The sequence below is a fragment of the Paenibacillus pini JCM 16418 genome (genome assembly GCF_000576305.1).
Classification (GTDB): Bacteria; Bacillota; Bacilli; order Paenibacillales; family Paenibacillaceae; genus Paenibacillus_AQ; species Paenibacillus_AQ pini.
The window spans coordinates 157,994-178,448 of record NZ_BAVZ01000003.1 but is presented as its reverse complement, the minus strand read 5'-3'; the positions used below and the strand labels follow the sequence as shown (position 1 = coordinate 178,448).

Sequence of the window (20,455 nt, the reverse complement as noted above, 5' to 3'; positions counted from 1 at the left end):
GTGTCCCGTTAGCTCAACAAAATACAATTAAAACTGTACACTAAACCCTTTAAATTTATGAACTCCCGTCCCAAATTTTACAAGGTCTTTTTCTCTAAGTTCTTTAACTGCGGTTTTCACTTCTAGTAAGATAGTTGGTTCAAGCCCTAAAGTATTATGTGATCCATAAACTTTTGTAATATTAGAAATCTCTTATTCTTTCCAGTGAATTAATTAAATCAACCGGGTTAGTAGACGGTTAAAAACCATATATAGGAGTTTCATCATAAAGTAAATCTCCAGTAAACAAATATCCGCTTTTATTGTCAAACAAAGAGATATGACCTGGAGAATGCCCAGGAGTATGATATATAACTAACTTTCTGTTTCCTAGATCAATCACATCACCGTCTTGTAAGAAACCAGTTGGAACTCCCTGAAAGGGCTTGTACGTATCTGGATTAAATGTTTCTGGAGTAGGTATCGTAATATCTCTACTAATATCTTTTCTTATTTGTTCAATGGACAATCCCTTAATACCATTGATCAACCAATCCGAGTCACCTTCATGGACATAGATTTCTTCAAATTCTCCGTGACATCCAATGTGATCAGTATGAACATGAGTAGTGAAAACAACAATCGGTAGGTGAGTCAATTCATCCGTTATGCGTTTAATATTATCAATTCCAAGACCAGTATCAATTAGTACGGCTTTTTCTTTGCCTACTAATAAAAATGAATGTACTTTCTCCCAATGTCCATATTCACTAATTGCGTATGTTTCTATATCGATTTCCTGAATCGTAAACCACGAGTCTTTTATCATAACAATCTCCCCGATATATTAATTAGTTATCATACTTATTCAATACGACGACTGGTATTTCCTTTGCAAATTGCAATGTACTTATTGCACTATTCTGCCCTTTAGCTTAATCACGCACCGTCAGTCTAAGACTTTAGTTTCATTGAACAATATTCTCTATAGTTATTTGCAGCTTCCATTAAAAGCGTGTATCCCCTATCCGCTCTGCCATCTGGGGATAGATAATATGTTTTTTTGAAAATAAATGGGATCAACTTCATCAATACTTACAAAATCCAGGGTTTTTATTTCCTTATTTGATTCAGGAAGTAGTTGGTCTAACTCTTCTTTTTCGAAATGGACATATTGGTTTTTTTGAAATTTATAGCCCTTTACGAGGTCTTCGGATGTGATGTCCTTATTACATTGACTACAAGTTTTGACTAAAGAAACTATAAAAGGTGGATTTACAAATACAGATTTCCGGTTGGGTGTGATCGAATATCTACCTATCGCTGATCACACTGTTGATGTGATTATCTCTAACTGTGTGATCAATCTTTCTCCTGCTAAAGGGCAAGTATTTAATGAAGCATTCCGCGTACTTAAATCTGGCGGTCGTCTCTCCATTTCAGATATTGTAACAACGGCAGAGCTCCCATCAGAAATAAAATCTGATCTGAACGAATTATATTCCGGATATATTCCAACAAAAAGGCTTTACCAACATCACAATTGAGCCGAAAGACGAATCCAAATCGTTCATTAAGATTGGGTTCCATGCGCAAATGTGGAACAGTATATTGTTTCTGCAGTAATTAAGGCGATCAAACCCTAAACCGAAAATGTTTTGGAGGAAAATATCTATGGATAATAATACCACCGTCCGTTCTGCCGTTGAAGCGGATATCGAAAGTATTCTTCAAATATACAATCAAGGGATCGAGGATCGGATTACGACGCTTGAAACGGATATTAAAGATTTACCCTACATGAGGAATTGGTTTAAAGAACACGAGGAAGCTACAGCGTTTTGGTGGCGGAACAAGATGATCAACTTATTGGCTGGTCATCATTAAATCCTTACTCCCACCGCTGTGCTTATAATGGCGTTGCTGATCAATCCATATATATTGACCGTGACTATCGTGGTAAGGGCATAGGCAACTCTCTCTTACATGCATGGGAAACTAAAGCAATAGAGAATGGATTTCGAAAGATTGTGTTATTTACATTTCCGTTTAATCAATTGGGTTAAGGATTGTATCAGAAGATAGGATACCGCGAAGTAGGTGTCTTCGAGAAGCAAGGAGTTATGGGTGATCAATTTATTGATGTGATGATTATGGAGAAGGTTCTATATAAACATAAGATTTAGCAAGCTTTACATATCCGTAGTAAAGCGGTGAGAGATGAATATGTTGATTCCGTGGTTTTCACTTCTGCGAACTGTTTGACCGGTGTAATAATATTGATATTACCCGTAGTAATGTAAGTGTTTTTGTGTCAATTTTCTAGAATGTAGGGACATTTGTGCATTTCTTCGTGACACAAGTGTTTGTTAGACTAGGAAAATAAAGTTATAGACTGAGAAAATAATGTAGTAGACTGGTGCGCCGATGATGGGGCTGGCACAAAGAGCTGCACTTCACGCTTATGGTGCGTTGAGATACAGCTCGGCTTTACGATCGATGCGACGGCTCAAACACTCTAATACTTTTTTTCTCTATACAACATATTTCTAAAAAGCTGGCGGTTTCTTAACTCCAAAACCTTGTACAATCAACTTTTTCAGTCTATAACTTATTTTCTTTGGACAAATGGAAAAGCGTGATCAATTCCTGGGCTTTGGGTAAGAGTAGAATTTCGGACCAGTAAAGACGTAACTTAAAATATGTAAGGCACATAATCACCGCAACAATACTTTATTCCGGAACCGGAGCTAAATGCAGCTTACGGTAAGTTTTTAGCATTTCAAGTAAAAAAGTAGTTTCACCTTCACTCAGTTTATCAACGGGTAGCTGCTGAAAACGTTCCGAGCGTTTACTTCTCTGGTGCTCTACATAACGGTCAAAGGTTACAGCTACATTAACTATGTGATGGTCATAAAGATCATTGCAGGTCAGAGCAAAAAGTTCATGCCAGCTTTTGTTTAAAGCTTTACATACGCGTGTCGTTTCTTCAATAGTAACCGGATCACATGGTTTATAGTAACAATCGAAAATCTCCTTTAAGCGCCCCTCACTTATCCCCGTCTCCGTAGTAAGGTCAGAAAAATCCTTGAAGTGCCAATTTTGATTTTCATCTTGATACCTGAAATTAAGAAATGAATACCAAAATGTTGTGAACTTATAATCACCCCACTCTATCGCTCTAAGAGCTTCAGCTTCCGGAATGACATCTCCCCTAACTTCACTTCCAAGTTTGACAAAGCGATCACTACGATGAAAAGACACTAAGGCACTATACCGCGATATTTTGAGTAGATCACATACCTGATTAACAAAGCGAGTCGTGACAGAATGATCACCTCTCAGGATTTTGCTAATGTGTGAAGTACTGTATCCCGTCATATAAGCCAGTTCTTCCTGTGTCCATCCCTTTCGTTGCCGTAATTTTTCCAATAGCTTGTTAAAATTCTCAGTCATCATTAATGATCAACCTCCCTATTCAGTAATATAGCAATTAAGTATCTATTTGTAAAGGCGATTTTTGCTTGTTTATAAAAATAATAACTAATCAGAGATTTCCAGCTCGTTCCTTTATTAGACCGATGCGCCATGTCCGTCAATACCGTCATCTAGTTACGGAGCGCGAAGCGCAGAAAAAAAACCCAATGGCGGCATAGCCGGTCGCTTAGGCTTTTAGGGGGTAGTGGAGTTTCACGGTCAATAATGTACTGTCAAAAGAAAATAAAGTATTAGACTGACGGTATGTGACAACAGCCGGCTTGAACAGTTAGAGCTCAAGCTCTTGGTGCTTACAGATATTCAGTCTAAAACTTATTACTCATTACCTGACGATTTTGTAATCAATAAACCGTGTCAAATCAACAACTACAGTCTAGTACTTTATTTTCTTTATACAACAAGTTTGCCTACATAAAATGATGCATCAGGCTTTCATCACAGTAAATATGTAGTTAAATTTGTGTCATTAGACATGTACTCCTTATATCTTCATCTCATCGTATTTCCTATGGTGATATAATAATGGCCAATATTTATCGTCAGCAATCATGATGCCCTTTATAACTTCAATTGACATACCCATTTCGCTGAATAAGATGGAAATAATCAAAGCTTCAAGTAATTCTAAGGTTCTATACATCTCTCCGTAACTAAGAATCCCCGAATTATCAGGCTTGAAATGGGAATAGTAGTTTCGTGTGTTGGTTATTTTCGAGTAAAACTCATTAGAGTCATCAGTATTGATAATATCACTACTGTTATTTTTTATTATCTGTAAATATTTTTCATCTAAACGTCTAATTCTATCCTGCAAACCCACCCGTCCTAGAAAACCTGTAGAAATCCATTTGCCTATATCCTTTGGCTTATAGGATGATCCTACTTCTTTGAAAATGGGTGACATCAATGTCTTGATTTCTGTTGTTTTCAGAACCTCATTCAATTTATCTTTTAGGACGTTTGCCTTTTCTTCATCCTCTGATACACGCAAGTCGTAACCTTCAAGAAATTTACAATAGTTCAAAAATAATTCTTCAATATTTGTGGACTTCTTCCCATTTAAACGAAAAAAAACATCTTGCAAAAATGAGAAATTATCATTTTGTGAGAAGAAATACCATTTTTCAAAATAGTACTGCAAATTTCCGAATATTTTCTCAGCATCTGTGCGATTGCGTAAATGATAAGCAGTGGAAGTAGTATTATATGAGAAATCAGTGTTGATAAAAAACCACATTTTTAAACTTGAATTCGCTAGTGTAAGTCGAATATCATCTGCATAAGATATTCTCCCAATAAGCAATGCGAAGAAACGCATAATTTTATAAAGATCCCCTCTTACAACTGAATCGTCTACTTCATCTTCATATTCAATAAATATTCTTGGAGCATTCCTTAAAGTCATTTCAATTTTATCGTTACCGTTTAAGAACGGAAGTTTTTTTTCGTATTTTATATAGACCTTGGGGTTCGCTTCTTTGATGATGATTGGAGATAACTTTTTCTCATAGATTATCATACTTCCATCCTTATCTCTTAGCAACTCAACACTATGCAACTTCAACCAATCAGCAAGTTCTGGAATCTCAAATGAGAATGATGTGATTCCAACAATATTTTCGCCGATAAAATCTTTATAGTTTTCTCCATTATATAAAAATGCCTTTGTCACATGGTAAAAAACACCTGTTAAATCTTTTGAGACTTCTCCATATGTATAAACCTTATAGTAATGCCCCCCATCACTTCCAACAAAATTACGAGCGAAAGGTTCTCCATATCCTTCAATATGAAAAGTGATACTGTTTTCATCAATAACAAGTTGTCCGATATCACCAGTATCTTTAATTTCGTTTCCATTTGACCATTTACTCTGAATCATAACCAAACATCCTTCCCCCTTATACGAGCAAACTCATGAGAGTATCTATAACTATTAAATTAACTCAAAAGGATTGGATTTCTTCGGATAATGGCTTTTCATTCATAAGAAAGGCCACGCTAAATCTCGCCCTTGTTACGGCAACATAAAATTTAGCCCTTGATTCTCCTTCAAGTGCTTTTCCTTTTAATAAAAAATCTTTGATCGGTTTTGTTGGTATTATCAAAACGCGATCAAAAGTTTGCCCTTTGGATAATCCGAAATTCTGTATGTTTTCTGATGTAAATTTGCTTCTTTTGTCGTGTCTCAACACCATCGGCTTAAACTTTTCCACATAAGTTGTAGCATCATTCATTTTAATAGTAAATATTCCATCATGTCCTGTTGTTTTGAAATTATTGGAGATAGTTTTTGGCATTAATGGAAACAGAGAATCAGAAAAATTGCATATAAGTTGATTGCTTCTGTGACATTCTTTAAGAAATCTAACTGTGCAAATTCCCCGTTTTTCGCACATGAAGAAGAAGTTTATTATTTTTTCACCTAGGTACATATTGTTTTTTGCTGAGTAATTTGTTTTAAAAGTCGTTTGTCTATTATCACCTACAAGGACCATTTGCACAGTTGAACGAAACAGCAATACTAAGAGCTCTAAATCCCATCCCCCTAGGTCTTGAACCTCATCTATATAAATGCAATCGAATATTTTCTCAAGCCGACTAATAACAAAACCATTAGACCTTTCATTGCATATACAAGAAAATTGGGATATTTTATCTGTATAAATCAGATTTCCTCTTTGAAAATAATATCTTTCAACATCAGACTGCTTAACATATCGTGCTGAGCGACCTTCAACAAAAGCAATTGACTCGATTCGCTTCTTATCATAAATGAAATTTTGGTAGGGACGGGCGCATTCTTGAAGCAAGAAAGAAAACCAACTTTGTATTTTGATGTTTTTTGGGATAAACCCAAGTTTTTTAACAAAACACTTTTTAATTTCAATTAAGTTTTCTATCGTATAAGTTAGTATTAGAATCTTCTTGTCCGGGTTAGAAATAGCATCATCTACTATAAAGGTTGTTTTTCCTGAGCCTGCAGCGGCAATAAAAACTGAATTAATTGATTGCTGCATTGATATACCCCGGTATGTTAACATCTTCTTTTGTTTCGAATAAGAGTAACGCACAATCAGCCTTATTGGATTTCATAAAGTGCATCATTTCTTGTTGTGTTGTATATTTTCGATTGAAAATACGATTTAATAAATCAAGATCATTAGACTTAACCAATTGAGGTTCAAGCGTTGGATATGAAATATCTTCATCAAAACATATCATAATATTATCTAGATTTAAGTATTCTTCATACTTTTCACTTAACTTTATCAGGTCACCATCATTATCTGTTACCACACGAACATCCAATTGAAGAACTTTAGCGATTTCCAAAAAACGTTTAAAGGCCAAGGCATTGACTGAGATTACATCGACCCCATCTTCAATTGGTAGTTTACCATGAACTTTATAATATGCTTTTTGAATCATTAACTCATCCGAAGGTCCTTCCACTAAGATTGATCTTTTGGCTAACAACATCCTGAGAGTGTCAAATCCAGGTAATTTCATGAAATAGTTTTGTGTATCCTCAGTGAGTTCTCGTAAAGTGAGGCACTTTCCATTTTTCAATAAAATAAGTTTTTCTAAACCCATCTTGTTAAGTACATATGTGCTATGTGTTGTAATAATTAGCTGTTTATCTCCACATTTGCGACTAATTTGGTTAATTAATTTGTTCATACTAGAAAAGGACAAATGATTCTCAGGCTCTTCTATTAGAATCAATTGGGATTTGTGAGCCTTCATCTCAATAGCCAATTTCATTTTCACGGCATTCTGCTCGCCTTTCCCACTATTTTGGAAGGGTACTTCATCAAGATATGATGTTAATCCCGATTCCCAGCTAGTTTTTTGAGAAATATCAAAGGATACTGTCAGATCTTTGTCAGAGAGTTCACCTTTTTGAGCCGCCAATCTACCATTAATACTTTTTATAGCTGGTCTTTCAGCAAAAAGCTCTCTAAGCCTGCGATAATCCAATGCCATATTAACACGCTCTTTTACATCCAAGGAATCTGTTATAATTTTAGATATGTATTGATCAGCGCCGTTTGGCGATTTATGTAGTGTTGTATCTATAAGTGAAACATTAATTGGAATACTTCTAGTAGTTATTGCCGAGTTAGAAAACGCATACCATTTTATAGTGTAGTATTCAATAGGAATCGTACGTATTTCAAGAGGTGACTTAACATAATTTTGATATTCTTCAGTAAATTCATCATTAAATTCAATTGAGAATGTAATACCGGGGACGTTTTCCTTTTTAGAATTATTAGTACCCGCAAGTGTCTCTGTTTCCTTATCACTTTTTAAATATAGCTCAATCCGGATCTCCGGCAATGTTGGATTTTGTCCACGTTGAAGTTCTTCTATATATGTCTTTACAGCATGAATATTAAACAAGTGCGGTGATAATTCAAACATAATATTCTTTCCGCCTAATTGCCCGGTCAATGCAATATTAATTGCCTCTAAAAGAGATGATTTACCAGCTTCGTTGTCCCCTACAATAATGTTAACATCATTACGTAGTGATATTTCGAAGTGCATAAAGGATTTATAGTTATCAATAATGACTCGTTCTAACAATTCGACACCACCCAATTCTTAAATACTTTGTAATATTTCAACGCGGAATATGTTACAAATTCGACAATAGGGACTTTATTCCTGCAAATAATCTCGAAAACAGTAATGCGAATACAATTTAGGTAATATTGTGCATTATCATGACATGATTTTTTCCTTACATGAATGAAGGCCTGATTTCCTAGGGTTTTTAGCTTAAGTAAAGTTGATACTGCCACATCGTTTCTTTAGTGTATAAGCATATGTTTCCGATCAAACGGCAATCGGAACATATTCTTGTCATCTTACACTTTCCTTCCTTTTCCTTTTTTCTTTTTAATAATGTCGGACGACAAGAACTTGATAACATAAATGACAAGAACTTGATAACATTCCCCACACCATTCTCGATCATCATTCTTTATTAAATGAATAGTAAAAAAACAAAAACAACAAACCATCACTCAGTCCTTGAATGATGGTTTGTTGTTTTTGTTTTTGACTTATTTAAATGAAAATCTGTTTACATAGTTATCAACATATTCACGAAGTAATTTATTTTCTTGTGTTGGGTTGTCAAATATTTTCATCGCAACCACTGACGGAATATAAGATTTCATTTTTTGAATTTCATTCTTCGTATTGATGGAACTATTCGTACATATTAGATTAATTGGTAGATCGCTTCTATTGTTTTCATAATAGACTTTAACTGTATCTATCCTATTTTCTGAATCAATATTTAATTTAAAGATTATCGACGGTAAGCTCATTTCAATCATTTCATTGATCTGTTTCCATTTTGGTGCGACAGTAAGTCTTGCCCCTTCTTCAGCAATGGCTAACCATTGGTGGAAATAATTTAATATTAATTCTGAAGTGTAACGATTCAGAATTTGATGAAATACCGGCCTACTTTCAACATTAGAAAGATTCATTTGAGAAATCAGTATTTTTTTATGTAATCAATCTTCTTTTCGAATAACTTTGTGACATATGATTTTCCATCATATGTGTTAAGGTCACCAAACTTAGAATTGCTATAAAACTTGGGTGTTTGAAGTGACGTATGTTTCCATAACACATAAGCATATGCATAGGGGCAAATCGGTGGAAAGTCACCTTTTTCATGCTTTAGAAGATTTTGAAATGAAGCGATACACATTTTGTGTCTTTTTAAAAATTTCTTTTGAATATACCGGTCGATGGCTTTGAAACAATTTATATTTTCAGTGAATAATTGATCCAAAAAACTTTTTTTGTTAGTCGCCCTCCTATGTAATGTTACGTAAGTTATTGTTGGCTTTGAGTTAAACAAATTTAATTTTACTGTTATTGGATCAAATATAAAGCGTTCAGTGTTACTCCTGCCCGCTCCCTTCAACCAATACTCCATAGAAGGATCTTTAATATCAAAAGTTTGTTTCCATTCTGACCAATGTGAGAACTCAGCCAACTTATAACCACATGTGCAAGTAAAAGGTTCATCCATTCTACGGTCACTCAACGAAAATGGAATTTAAGACGCCCTGCACGAAGTGAGGATTGCTTATCTGAGCGTACGTCAAAGCTTTCCCCAGCTTGCCACTTCTTTACCCATACCTTCAATTGTGTACAGTTTCTGATGTCTAGTTTTTCTGCTACCATTTTATAACTGGACGTTCCCTTCATGTATTCCTGAACTGCAGCTAACTTAAATTCCACTGTATACTGATTAAATTTTTGTCCCTTTTTAGCCATAAAAAAAACCCCCTCCAAGTCGCCAAGTCGCACTCGTTCCTTATGGTACCACAAGGTTTTTTCTGAGTGTCTACTTAAAGGGGATATTACCACTTTCAATGAGACCATGTTCTTGTCCCTCGACATCAAATCCCCAATGTTCACGACGAACATTCATTATGTCCCTAGCTCAAATTCTTCTATTATCAAAATTGTTTTTGATTCAATTTCTGTTCTTGTACAGAATGAATCAAACCACATCTTAACAGATTTGCCTCTGACAAGAGGATGTGTGAGATATGCCTTCCTACTATCTTTGATAAAAATAATATCATCGGAATAGCTATTTAAGAGTTCAATATTATTATCAAACAATGAATACATCTCCTCATATCGTATCTAAACTAATCAATAAATAAACGTCTTATTTTATTATTCCATTTAGTACGATATCTTTAACGATAGAGATCATTATAATTTGCAACGTGCTTATTAAACCAACGATGATTGAAAAGATCTTTGCATATGTTTCGTTCAAAGTTAACTTGTAAATGTGTAGGAACAATTAAAAAATGTTTCCCACTACGGATGTACCGTGTTGTTTCCACGAGAGTTTTGTTTGTTTTACTTCCATCTGCCAACCGCTGGTAGTCTGGATTGCATAAGTCTTTCTTTTCTTTACCTTTTATTACATATGTCTTATCTATAGTTCGAGAAATAGAATAGTCACCAATAACCCATTGATTAATAATATAAACAACTCCATTTGAGTTAGAATGCTCTGAAGGATCGAATAACTGGGTTAGTTGTTCAGGGTCAAATAATTCAGAATCAGGTCTCTCGATGTATGACTCTACTTCATCTAAAGATATTTCTTTCCCGCTTATATGATCCGTAAGCATGATTTGTCCATTCACTCTCGAAAAAGAATAATCGAAAGTCATTGGAGGTGTAGAACCATATGGATCAAAATCTGAAGTGTAATGATTCCCAGTTATTTGTTCCCCGATCATTAAGAAATGGCTCTTATTCATGACTGAACCAGCAAAAACTGGTGATATCCCTAACTTTCGGTAAACGGAAGATCCGCATCTTGCAATAATGTCTTTTAAGGAATTTTTTGCTATATCAAGTGCATCAGTTATAGGATACCCCTTTAAAATTACTTGTGTAGCAATGTTGGTTAGCCTTCGAGAAATATCAGGTATGTGTTTTCCAGAACCAATAACAAAAGCACTTCTCTGGGGAACTTGCGTAGTGCGGCTCCCTAAACCGAGTGTTCCTTCAACATAAAAACATTCGTTTGCTTCAGTCATCTCATCTATTATGAATCCAATTAACTCGACATTACGAGAACGATCTAACGTTAAATTATCGGGATTGTTCATCATATACCTTTCGATCTCTCTAGCCAACGGGCCTTCAGGATCAATTATGTTCTCCATTGTAATATCATGTTCTATACTTTGAATATAGGGAATTAGACGTTTGAAAGTTGTAACATCACCTGCAAAAAAAATCCCTAATCTTTCTCCAAATTCTTTATACTTCATCATGGCATCTATTTGTTTGTCACCAGGATCATGCGTTATTCGAAAATCTTGAATAAAGAAAGCTTCAGGACCATCTCGATATACTAAAGCTATTGTCATCTTGAAATACCTCCGCAGTCATACAACTTTTAATTAATCATTATACACTACCTTTTAATTTTCACTTACACTAATAGAGAAACTATACTTAAAATGTCCTGTTCCCCAGTGATTCAAATAATTAAAAAAGAGCGGGATCTCATAATGACCCCGCTACATTGTATATATTATGATGATTCACCCAAGATTACCTCTCCCATGTTAAAAATGAACACGGACAAGTTTACTTTTCGTTGAAATGTCCCCTTAAAATCCTTCCTGTGTTTACCAAAACTATTCAAAGGGGAACACTTAGTATTTCGAAATTCATAAAAACTTTAAAATGTTATTTGTTGAAAGTCAAATTTGTTTCGAATATACCTACTTGATACAACAGCTTTTCTCTTTCCAGTTCCATCCGATTCAAGATCCAAAGCATAATAAGACGGAAACCTCTCGCTCACTTCCATTTTAACTAATTCTGGAGGAGCAACAACTATCCATTGAATACCAAGGGCATCTGCTACACGGAAGATTGGGTCTAGGACATGCTCAGATACTGCATTAGCAAACGGATTGTCGTTGATAAGTACAGATCGTTTCGAGTGTTTATCACGACGCCTTTTTTGTGTCGTAATCATGATCGACAACAGTGTGAATGCTGCAAGTCGCTGTCCTCCACTGCCTGTCGACTCCTCATCCGATCCTTGCAAGAATACTTCCCAATCTTTGAAATACTTTTCGTAAGGCTTGTCTACCCAAAAAGAATTCTCAACGTTCATGTTGTAAACTTGCATCGTTGGGAAGGTGTAGTTATAAGCTGCATACACCACATCACCGGGATCCAAACGATCACCTAGCTCATTTTTCTGGAGCCTGCTAAACTCAACCTTCTTATCCTCTAAAACCGCAGCGTTTGACGGAATAGATCCTTCATTCGCCCTTCAACATCTTCAATCCGCGGCATACTTTCTTCTTTGAGTTTCATTAGCGGGAATGAAATATTATAGCGATTCCTGATCGACATACCTTTTACCATCTCATGAATGTGATTAATGATTTGCCGGCTATGTTCCGTAGCGGTTTGTACCCATCTGAGCTCCGCTTCCTGTGCTTGGTTAAGATTTTCTTCCTCACGTTCAATAATGCCTTCATATATATATTTGGCTTCTGAAATTTTAAGTCGAACATGAATTGCCTCTCCTATGTCAAGAAGACTATCGAAAAAGTCTTCCCCATGCTGTTTCATCTCATCATCCCACTTGGCTTCCTTAATCCTTTTCTGTACATCCTTCACTGCATCTGAACATCTTGTGTTAACGTAACGAAGCTCCTTGTCTAGTATAGAAGCCCTCGTAACCCAGTCCCTAACAGTGCTCTTTGCATCTGTACCTACCTCAAAATAAACTTCTCTAGGTACACGATGTTTGCTTTCACTAAGGTGCTGCAAAGCCTCGCTCGATTGCTCCCAAATCAATTTTTTCTTGTAAGTATCAGAAATACTGTTTCTAGCATTCTTTAACTTTTCGTTTGCTTGGGATAACTTATAATTGAATTCCTTCCGCTGATAATCCACATCAATACCACTTCTAAAGTCCACTTCCCGCTGTTTGAATTCTTTCTCAATATCAACCTTTAATTTCTCCGCGTAAGTGATCATCGCTCGTTCTGTACTTTGTAAATCAGTTAATTTTACAACATACTGCTGCCTTTTCAAGTCAGCTGTCTCAAACTCCTCCGCAAACTGTTTTCGTCGTTGCTTTAATACGTCAAGTGATTCTGTAGGCGGGACTTTGTTTGCCCACTTTTCATCAAGCTCAATAAGCTCGCGTCTCTTTTCCTCTTGTTGCTTTGCATAAATCGCTTTAAAAGTTTCGAGTCTCGTCATTTCACTGCTGGCCTGCTCTAATGTCTTTTGGCAAATACTCCAGTTGTTGAAATTGTCTTCTAAACTCAATGGAATTGTTGGCCAAGATGAAGGCGGGAAGAAGCTCGGCTCATTTAATTGAAAATCAAATACCGATAAAGAAGGAATTGCTTCGCGATAGCGATTAAGTTCCTGTTGAATACTGTTTTTCCAATCGGAATATAACTTCTTCTGCTCTTCCAGCTCTTGCTGTGTAGCCTGTTTGTTACTTGAGATCTTTTGAATCTTCGCTTTTGCTAATTCCTCGGATCCATTAAGTTCATTCATTTTTTTCTCGTTCAATTGATGTTCAACCCAAGAGATGTTTAAATCCTCAAGAGCGTTCATTTTGGTTTCAATTTCTTTCAATTCTTTTTGAGATTTCTGCAGTGTGTTACGTACGATAGCAATCTTGCTCTGGAGATCTTCAATATCACTTTTATAATCATTAATCTGCTTTTTCTTGCGTTCACATGCATCTTCAAGCGCCTGGCACTCTTCCCCTAGTTGTTCGGCAGATTTATCAGAATCCAGTGCTTTTTCTGTAAGTTTAAGTGCGCTTTTTAAGTTTTTTATTTCAGTGATAGCAAGTCCTAATTTTTCTCTTCTCCTTACTACCTCTTCTTCTGATTCTGCCAAATACGATTCTAATACCGCAGGGTTAAAAGCAATTTCCTCGGATCGATTGGGTACAGTAATAAATGTTGGGGCAGACATGTTGTCGATTATCTCAACAGAAAAAAGTGGAACAGGATAGAAAAGGATACGGTTTTTAAAATCTGTAAGATGTAGTACCTGCTCTCGCTCATTCTCTAAAATTATGAGTCCATAAGGTAGAAGTTTCGCATTTTGTCTTAAGCTCTCCTGCTCTACTTCTGACCTTTCTTGTATAAATTCTGTTCCCAAAAGACAGGTGTATCCGTGACTCTTTATTACGTCCCTTAATTGTAAGATGGTTGAATTGGGAACCCAAAAGCCACCTTCCGTAATCATGTGCTCACTTTCTAATCGACGGATGTCCTCTTCCTCGCGTCTTAGAATCTGTTCTCTTCGAGATGCCTCTGCTGTTAGCTCAGGGAGTTGTTCTTGAAGCCAAACCACGTATTTCTCCTGCTGCCATGGTAGGGACGATCCTGAGAACGGTTGAAGCTTAATAGCTGCATCAACTTCGAGGTTTAACTGCTTATTATATCTATCATTTAGCAAGTGAATATACGCTTCTTCATGTTCCACTTTCGTTTCTAGTTTTACCTTCTCACGTTCAAGATCAGCGCACTGCTGACTTAACAACTGATGGACTTCCTCTTCCTGTTCAATACTTTCGATAAATTTTTGATAATCTTCGCCAGTCATTTTAATAAGCTGAGAAAAAGTAAAGTGATCGGTTAGATTGTGCCTTGTATACGTTTCATTTAACTTGGTTTGGAAAACCCTTATCCGTTCCTCGGTTGTTCCAATTTCCTTACTTAAATCACTGATTTCTTTATGTAGCTCTGTAAGTTCAGATTCAGCCATCTGTATATTTGTATTTAGTACACTTTGATACCCAACTGCATGATTAACCGTTTGACTGAGATCTTGGAGAAGACTCGGCCATTCGTTTTCAATGTTTTTCTCCAATTCCTCTTGTTGCGCCTTTACATCTGTAAGCTGTTCCCTCATCATCAGTGATTTGATTTGGGATAACGTAATATCTAAATTTCTAGAAGCTTCCTCATACTCCTTACGAATAATTGCAGGGTCTGCTTCATCCATCAGACGTTTTATTTCACTTGCATTCGATGTTTCGGTTTCAAGAATTGCTTTCATCTCCCGAATCATCTTTCCTTGTTCTGAAATCTTATATTGATCTTCGATATATGTTAGATTCTTTAGATTGAACCTAGCATCAATTTCAGCATCATCTGCTTCTTGCCTTTCTTTCTCAAGCGTATCCAGATCTCGTTCCGCTTCCTCGATACGCTCTAATAATCCGGATTTTAGGTAGCTGCCTCGTTGTGCGTGATTGTTCAGCTCCTTCTCCGCTTCCTGCAACTTTAAATAAACGGCATCGACATCCTCAAGCATGCCTAGTATACCTGTCATCGCAGATTTTCTTGAAAGAAGTGTATTTAAGTTATGTGCTATTTTAGCAACCTCAATAAACAGTTCTTTTAAGTCTCGCCCCTCTTTACTCACTTGCCGGCGTAGATTGGACTCAATGGATGGAATAATTACTTTCCGAAATAAACCGTCATTATGATCTGCTCCTAATTTTTCAAAATAAATCGTAGTTCCTGCTTCATTTTGATTAATTTCGTACATTTCATCCCACTCATCAGCGAAAATGCCATTTTCCTGCAAATAACTTCTATATTTGCGAAGTTCATCTTTATTGTATAAACGAATCTGCTGCGGGAACTCTTTAGCGTAGTCTTCCCATTTGCTTAGGGGCCAAGATTCGCCAGTTTCCTCATCCCAGTAAGGAAGATTGGCCAGACGGTGATCGCTCGATGAGTCACATTTAATTGTGAACAGCTTATAGTAGACATCTGTTTTGGGACCACTATCATCTTCCTTAACTCTTCGAGCCGAAATTGCGATACCCGTAATAAGAAAACGTCCTTCTGCAACATCAAGTTTCCATTCTAGAGCAGAATATAATGTATATGGGTTAAAACCGCTAGTTGAGTGAAAAAATTGCGATACCCGTCCCTTACCTTTTTGCCAATCTTTCAACGGCTTAAAAATTTGAAAGATCGACTGCAAAATAACGCCTTTCCCATAGCCATTCGGCATAGTAGCCAAAGCATGCACAAGGTCAGTATCATTTGCAAAAGATAGATAAAGGTTATCCATGACGAATTGCTGTTTATTGTATTTAACATTTGTTGCACGAAATGCGTTAATTGCACTCATTCCCTGTCACCTCGTTCTGTTGCAGCATCGATTAATCGTTTCCATTCCTGATAACGCTGCTCACTATGATATAGAAGCTCCACTCTTTCATGTAATGCCTCTAATGAAGTTACTCGCTGATCCGTAATTTTCACCAGCTTTTCCTGCTCAAGAAGTCGCATGGCCATATGTACGATACCAAATTTCGTCTTGACGTTTGGTCGCAGTTGCTCATCTTCATCTGGCTGCAGTTTTGTTGTATCCCATAAATTAAACAATTGGGTCATCGCAATTTTTTGTCTTTTTCCAAACTCAGGATCATTCTCTAGAAGCTTATTCCAAAATTCAAGAACTTCTGTCACGCGGGTCGTTAATTCGAGGTATCGAATGCCGCCATACAAATCGATATGCGACCCTTTAGTACTCTCGCCATCCACTTCGCTTAAATACACCATGATGACTAAATGAATCATGTAGAGCTCAAGCCTTGTTTCAACTCTACCATCGCTTTTCCGCTCTTTCATCTGGTCTTTCATCTGAGTAAAGTTTGTAGCGAAAAAAGAGCCTTTCGGTTTTGTTACTAAGTGGACATTCATGTTGCCGACAAGCACCTGCGTGCTGGAGGTATCTGCAAAACGTTTTACGAGTTGCTGAATGTTCATATCGTGAAAATAATTCTCTATTGCTGTATCGCCCTTCTTAACCACTTTGTGTTGCAGCAAATGCAAAAATATACTATGTGCTTCATGGATCTGACTAATATCGTACATGCCTAGCCTCCGTTATATTCTTTAGGAATCAGTGTTAGAGTAAAAGGTGTAATACTTACCAATTCATTTTGGATCTGTTCTCCACCATCGGTACTAACTCTGATCTTATATTGATTCGTCATTTCTATCATTCCGGGATCACGCTTTACGACTTCTTGTAGTAGGACGGCCCGATCGTCATCATACTTGCGAGATGGTGACAGGGATGATTTTAATTCAAAATCGCCATCCCGGAATTTCATCCACATCTCTAAAGCATCGAGTGTCCACTCCCCTATATGACATTCACGAAGTGCACAGGTTTTTTGTGGATCCTCTAACGCCGCCTTAAAAACCGGTGTCCATAAGTTTGCAATAGAATCCCAATCTATTGGAACTCTTTTTGCGTTTTTTATTTCCGGAATATCATTGGGTTCCTCCGCCGAAGCAGCAACTTCGCTATCTATTTCGCCAACATGATGTTCATCCCACACCCAGCTAAGGGGATAGATGAATTCTTGCTTCGGAGAGAAAAACGGTTCTAGTATACATTCAAAGCCGTCTTCAAAAATAAAACCTTCAGAGTATATATGTTTCTCCCATATGTCTTTTACAAAAGATCGATTGTAATTGAGTAGCCGTTCAATTTCTCTTTGCAGAGCAATTTCTTGCGAATAGTTCTGAACTACAAGTTCAGTTAACTTTGAATGTTCGCCTACACACTCATCGACCTTCTCTTTTAAATATTCAATATCCCGGATAACTTTAGGATCCGTCATTTCTTTAAGCTTCTCATGTAAAATGTTGTCCATTTCATAGAAGAGCTTTTTCTGTTCCTGAAATTGCTCCTGCAGGCTTTTGCGACGTTCAATGTGCTCTCTCTCTTTTGAAAAGATCGATCTCGGATCTCTTCTCATCCGCTTGGCATAATCTCTTTCCTGCGTTGCTTTAGCCCGGACCGCAGCTTTCACGTGATCCAGGTTACCAAGAGCCTTCTGAAAATTACCCTTTCGGATGAAGGACAACGTATATAACTGCTGAATTTCAATGCCGAACTCATCAGCCATTTCAAGACTCAAAAAAACTAGTTTTTGACCAGATTCAGATAGCTTCCAGATCTGAGCATCAGACTTGGAGCGTAGCATGGCCTCAGTGTCTTCCGTCAAATATAAGAAGCGCTCTTCCTCAAATGATGAAGTAGATTCGTTGTAGTACGATGATATAAATGCCTCACGATACTGACCTGTCCCCGTGGAAAGAAGAGCTATAGCTAAGCGCTCAATAAAATCCGTATTGGCTTGAACACCAACCTTAATCATGATCTCTTCAGCAATCTCCTTCAAAGCACGATCGGTACGCTCTGGGTTATCTCGTAGTTCGCGATAAAAGATTTCAAGGAGCATTAAGAAAAGAATATCTTTATACACCTTGGAATATTCGGTCGGTATTTGAATCCCGGTCCCAAATTGGAAACATGGATTTAATGTCTTCTTTCGTTCGTGGTATCGTTCAAAAATTTCCTCATATATAGCCATCGTTGCACTCCTTGCTAATCGTTTCAAAATTCACTGCTTCTTGCGGTATTCGTCTTTTACAATCCCATAAATCCTTTATTGCTCTAGTGGTTTCTTCATCTGTCTTAAGCCTCGAAAGGAAGTCCTGAAGTACAGTAGTTAAAAACTCACCATTGGCCGGTGTTGTTTGGGAATGATTACGTATCATTGCACGATATAAGTTTTCAGCAGGCAGAAGCGGGTATTCCGGATAATTCTTACACAGATCTATTAATATGGAGAGCCCGTGTGGATCCAAGTCTCCAGCATAATAGATCTTCTCCGGAGCTCCAACTTCATCGATAAAGGGAAAACTTCGCATTATATGGTATCCCTCACCGTAGATTAAAACATCTACCTGCAGGTTATAGATATGATTAAAGGTGATTAACGCTCTCTTTATCGTATGAAAAGCGGATAAATTCTCGACAATCAGCGCTTGTTTGCTTGAATTAGATAGGGGGTTTTGCCAAAAGACAAATGGTTCCCCGTAGGACTTAGCACGAAAGTCTTCTAGTGTAATGCCGATACGCTTTAGAAACCTATCCCCGTCTTCCTTTTTATCTAACCACTTTTCCTGGCCGAATAGTTCATAAGACCGTTCTTCTTTAGATATGTATATTCTCGAATCTCGAGTTGGTAAAAACTGAAGTACAGTTTCAATTCGACCCCATTCCAACTCTGTCTGCATCTCAGGGTGTCGTTTATAGAATGCGACGTTCAAGTTTCCCGCTTCAGCTCTGACAAATTGTAAATCGCTCCACGATTGGCTGACCTCGTTAGTTCGTTTCTTCCACTTTAGAGGCAAACTAGGTACCTTGCTGCTTTCTTCGTTTGCCTTGAGAGGTATAATCTCGCCTTCCTCATGAAGACTTTGAACTATCTGATAAAAACCTAGGTATCCACCAGCCCTATCATACTTATCTAAGCTGCTAAACTTTTGCATAACTTTATCTTCAAGCTCATTTATTGTGAATTTATTCTTAGTTTCAACTAGTATATTGATGATTGTATCACGTATCAATTACGAACCCCCAGTTATCATAATCTACAATTAATCATACATTTTCATTTGATAATCATACCATATATTAACAAAATAAAGATAAGACAAAAGGATCGGTAATTACTCCGTTCCTTTAAATTATTACTAGAGGAAAGGCTTCCATCCTCGGGACAAGAACTTGTACCGTTAAAACAAAAAAAGCCGCTAATAGCGACTTTCAAAGGGAACATGTTCTTGTCCCTCGACAACCACGGATCGATTCAACTATATGCTTAAAGTTGAGTCCGGGTTCATACTCGATACATAATTATAGATTCGATGGCGTTCTGTCCCACTAAAGGCGATCTTTCCACCTTGATTACAAATATGAACCCCGGCGAGATTAGGAGTCTTTTCATCAACCGCTGCAAAACGTGAAGCCAGTGCTCCTTTCCGAAGTATATCTGAAGGAACTTGATAGACTTCTGTAGGATTTATGGCTGGAAGCTCCGGGTATTCCTCTGCACTCAGTATCATAAGATTCGCCTGCCCCCTACTTCCATATGAGATATAAACTAGCGAATCTTTTTGAGTGAAAGTCAATTTACCCTTTGGCAGCTTGCGAACCAAATCAATACCTTCACGTACTGGAAAAGAAATTCTCCATCCACCATATTCGTGTTTTCTACATCCAAGGATTGAATGACAGCTTGATCAATATTCATCGCGATCAGAAACAACTCCCGAAGATGAAAAGGTTGAGTTACCAATCTTTTTTTCAAAAGGCAAAGAATCCATAGACCTTCGCAGTTCTAAAGAAACTTCAATAACTGCTATTCGTCCATTTTTTCAACTTGCAGGAAAAACTCAGCTTGAACAAACCCATGCAATTTTTAAATCCAACTGTATTGAAGTAACAGAGATTACTGGAAAACACGATGATTTCATGAGATGGTTTGATTTCACTGACCCGAACGGCAATC

Annotated in this window: 17 protein-coding genes and 3 pseudogenes; 2 read left to right on the top strand and 18 right to left on the bottom strand. The window is 37.0% G+C overall.

All coding sequences use genetic code 11. The features are described 5' to 3' along the window. Positions 1-27: 27 nt before the first annotated feature. Both JCM16418_RS06175 and JCM16418_RS26835 read right to left on the bottom strand, forming a co-directional pair. A pseudogene (locus JCM16418_RS06175) lies at positions 28-808 on the bottom strand (MBL fold metallo-hydrolase). Positions 809-1,003: 195 nt separating this feature from the next. Further along, positions 1,004-1,201: a Ku protein gene (locus JCM16418_RS26835; RefSeq protein ID WP_373280690.1), complete on the bottom strand. Its 198-nt coding sequence runs from the start codon at positions 1,199-1,201 to the stop codon at positions 1,004-1,006. Between the two features lie 43 nt (positions 1,202-1,244). Between JCM16418_RS26835 and JCM16418_RS24195 the strand changes: the two are divergent. Further along, positions 1,245-1,625: pseudogene (locus JCM16418_RS24195) on the top strand (methyltransferase domain-containing protein); the annotation flags it as partial. A 28-nt stretch (positions 1,626-1,653) separates the two neighbouring features. Then, a pseudogene (locus JCM16418_RS06165) lies at positions 1,654-2,165 on the top strand (arsinothricin resistance N-acetyltransferase ArsN1 family A). A gap of 547 nt (positions 2,166-2,712) precedes the next feature. Here JCM16418_RS06165 and JCM16418_RS06160 read toward each other — a convergent pair. The 16 genes from JCM16418_RS06160 to JCM16418_RS24545 all read right to left on the bottom strand — a co-directional run bounded on the left by JCM16418_RS06160 (position 2,713) and on the right by JCM16418_RS24545 (position 20,254). Further along, entirely contained in the window at positions 2,713-3,438 is a 726-nt protein-coding gene (locus JCM16418_RS06160) for a helix-turn-helix domain-containing protein (protein WP_036646999.1), read from the bottom strand. A 520-nt stretch (positions 3,439-3,958) separates the two neighbouring features. Next, positions 3,959-5,359: a HEPN domain-containing protein gene (locus JCM16418_RS06155; RefSeq protein ID WP_148298752.1), complete on the bottom strand. Its 1,401-nt coding sequence runs from the start codon at positions 5,357-5,359 to the stop codon at positions 3,959-3,961. Positions 5,360-5,423: 64 nt separating this feature from the next. Further along, positions 5,424-6,497 carry a DEAD/DEAH box helicase gene (locus JCM16418_RS06150; RefSeq protein ID WP_052020078.1) on the bottom strand — a complete coding sequence of 358 codons (1,074 nt, stop codon included), beginning with the start codon at positions 6,495-6,497 and terminating at the stop codon, positions 5,424-5,426. After that, complete coding sequence (locus tag JCM16418_RS06145) at positions 6,481-8,073, bottom strand: ATP-dependent nuclease (RefSeq protein WP_036646997.1); 1,593 nt, start codon at positions 8,071-8,073, stop codon at positions 6,481-6,483. The genes JCM16418_RS06150 and JCM16418_RS06145 overlap by 17 nt, the downstream gene beginning before the upstream one ends. Positions 8,074-8,555: 482 nt before the next feature. Then, complete coding sequence (locus JCM16418_RS06140; protein WP_036646996.1) at positions 8,556-8,990, bottom strand: hypothetical protein; 435 nt, start codon at positions 8,988-8,990, stop codon at positions 8,556-8,558. A gap of 8 nt (positions 8,991-8,998) precedes the next feature. Continuing rightward, a complete protein-coding gene (locus tag JCM16418_RS06135) occupies positions 8,999-9,544 on the bottom strand; it encodes a hypothetical protein (protein WP_158442410.1) in 546 nt (181 codons plus the stop codon). Positions 9,545-9,555: 11 nt separating this feature from the next. Then, positions 9,556-9,792, bottom strand: a complete 237-nt coding sequence (locus JCM16418_RS24895; protein WP_036647169.1) for a transposase — start codon at positions 9,790-9,792, stop codon at positions 9,556-9,558. A gap of 156 nt (positions 9,793-9,948) precedes the next feature. Next, entirely contained in the window at positions 9,949-10,146 is a 198-nt protein-coding gene (locus JCM16418_RS06125; protein WP_036646994.1) for a hypothetical protein, read from the bottom strand. An 80-nt stretch (positions 10,147-10,226) separates the two neighbouring features. Beyond that, on the bottom strand, positions 10,227-11,423 hold the full coding sequence (locus JCM16418_RS06120) for a hypothetical protein (RefSeq protein WP_036646993.1): 1,197 nt from the start codon (positions 11,421-11,423) through the stop codon (positions 10,227-10,229). A gap of 317 nt (positions 11,424-11,740) precedes the next feature. Continuing rightward, on the bottom strand, positions 11,741-12,250 hold the full coding sequence (locus JCM16418_RS06115) for a hypothetical protein (protein ID WP_036646992.1): 510 nt from the start codon (positions 12,248-12,250) through the stop codon (positions 11,741-11,743). A gap of 53 nt (positions 12,251-12,303) precedes the next feature. Then, positions 12,304-16,206, bottom strand: a complete 3,903-nt coding sequence (locus JCM16418_RS06110) for a coiled-coil domain-containing protein (RefSeq protein ID WP_036646991.1) — start codon at positions 16,204-16,206, stop codon at positions 12,304-12,306. Continuing rightward, positions 16,203-16,955 carry a DUF6063 family protein gene (locus JCM16418_RS06105; RefSeq protein WP_036646990.1) on the bottom strand — a complete coding sequence of 251 codons (753 nt, stop codon included), beginning with the start codon at positions 16,953-16,955 and terminating at the stop codon, positions 16,203-16,205. The genes JCM16418_RS06110 and JCM16418_RS06105 overlap by 4 nt, the downstream gene beginning before the upstream one ends. 2 nt (positions 16,956-16,957) lie before the next feature. Beyond that, positions 16,958-18,469 (bottom strand): hypothetical protein, encoded by a 1,512-nt coding sequence (locus JCM16418_RS06100; RefSeq protein WP_036646989.1) that lies wholly within the window; start codon positions 18,467-18,469, stop codon positions 16,958-16,960. Further along, positions 18,456-19,511, bottom strand: a complete 1,056-nt coding sequence (locus tag JCM16418_RS06095) for a Wadjet anti-phage system protein JetD domain-containing protein (RefSeq protein WP_036646988.1) — start codon at positions 19,509-19,511, stop codon at positions 18,456-18,458. The genes JCM16418_RS06100 and JCM16418_RS06095 overlap by 14 nt, the downstream gene beginning before the upstream one ends. A 246-nt stretch (positions 19,512-19,757) precedes the next feature. After that, the gene (locus JCM16418_RS06090) at positions 19,758-20,009 is read right to left on the bottom strand and encodes a hypothetical protein (RefSeq protein ID WP_036646987.1); all 252 of its coding nucleotides are present in this window, start codon (positions 20,007-20,009) and stop codon (positions 19,758-19,760) included. A 62-nt stretch (positions 20,010-20,071) separates the two neighbouring features. Next, positions 20,072-20,254, bottom strand: coding sequence for a hypothetical protein (locus tag JCM16418_RS24545; RefSeq protein ID WP_148298750.1), 183 nt, complete (start codon positions 20,252-20,254; stop codon positions 20,072-20,074). Between the last annotated feature and the right edge of the window lie 201 nt (positions 20,255-20,455).

What these genes read in the sequence shown, in the direction of transcription:
- JCM16418_RS06160 (WP_036646999.1), bottom strand. Translation starts at nt 3,438, where the DNA reads ATGATGACTGAGAATTTTAACAAGCTATTGGAAAAATTACGGCAACGA.
- JCM16418_RS06155 (WP_148298752.1), bottom strand. Translation starts at nt 5,359, where the DNA reads ATGATTCAGAGTAAATGGTCAAATGGAAACGAAATTAAAGATACTGGT.
- JCM16418_RS06150 (WP_052020078.1), bottom strand. Translation starts at nt 6,497, where the DNA reads ATGCAGCAATCAATTAATTCAGTTTTTATTGCCGCTGCAGGCTCAGGA.
- JCM16418_RS06140 (WP_036646996.1), bottom strand. Translation starts at nt 8,990, where the DNA reads ATGAATCTTTCTAATGTTGAAAGTAGGCCGGTATTTCATCAAATTCTG.
- JCM16418_RS06135 (WP_158442410.1), bottom strand. Translation starts at nt 9,544, where the DNA reads ATGGATGAACCTTTTACTTGCACATGTGGTTATAAGTTGGCTGAGTTC.
- JCM16418_RS24895 (WP_036647169.1), bottom strand. Translation starts at nt 9,792, where the DNA reads ATGGCTAAAAAGGGACAAAAATTTAATCAGTATACAGTGGAATTTAAG.
- JCM16418_RS06120 (WP_036646993.1), bottom strand. Translation starts at nt 11,423, where the DNA reads ATGACAATAGCTTTAGTATATCGAGATGGTCCTGAAGCTTTCTTTATT.
- JCM16418_RS06110 (WP_036646991.1), bottom strand. Translation starts at nt 16,206, where the DNA reads ATGAGTGCAATTAACGCATTTCGTGCAACAAATGTTAAATACAATAAA.
- JCM16418_RS06105 (WP_036646990.1), bottom strand. Translation starts at nt 16,955, where the DNA reads ATGTACGATATTAGTCAGATCCATGAAGCACATAGTATATTTTTGCAT.
- JCM16418_RS06100 (WP_036646989.1), bottom strand. Translation starts at nt 18,469, where the DNA reads ATGGCTATATATGAGGAAATTTTTGAACGATACCACGAACGAAAGAAG.
- JCM16418_RS06090 (WP_036646987.1), bottom strand. Translation starts at nt 20,009, where the DNA reads ATGATACTGAGTGCAGAGGAATACCCGGAGCTTCCAGCCATAAATCCT.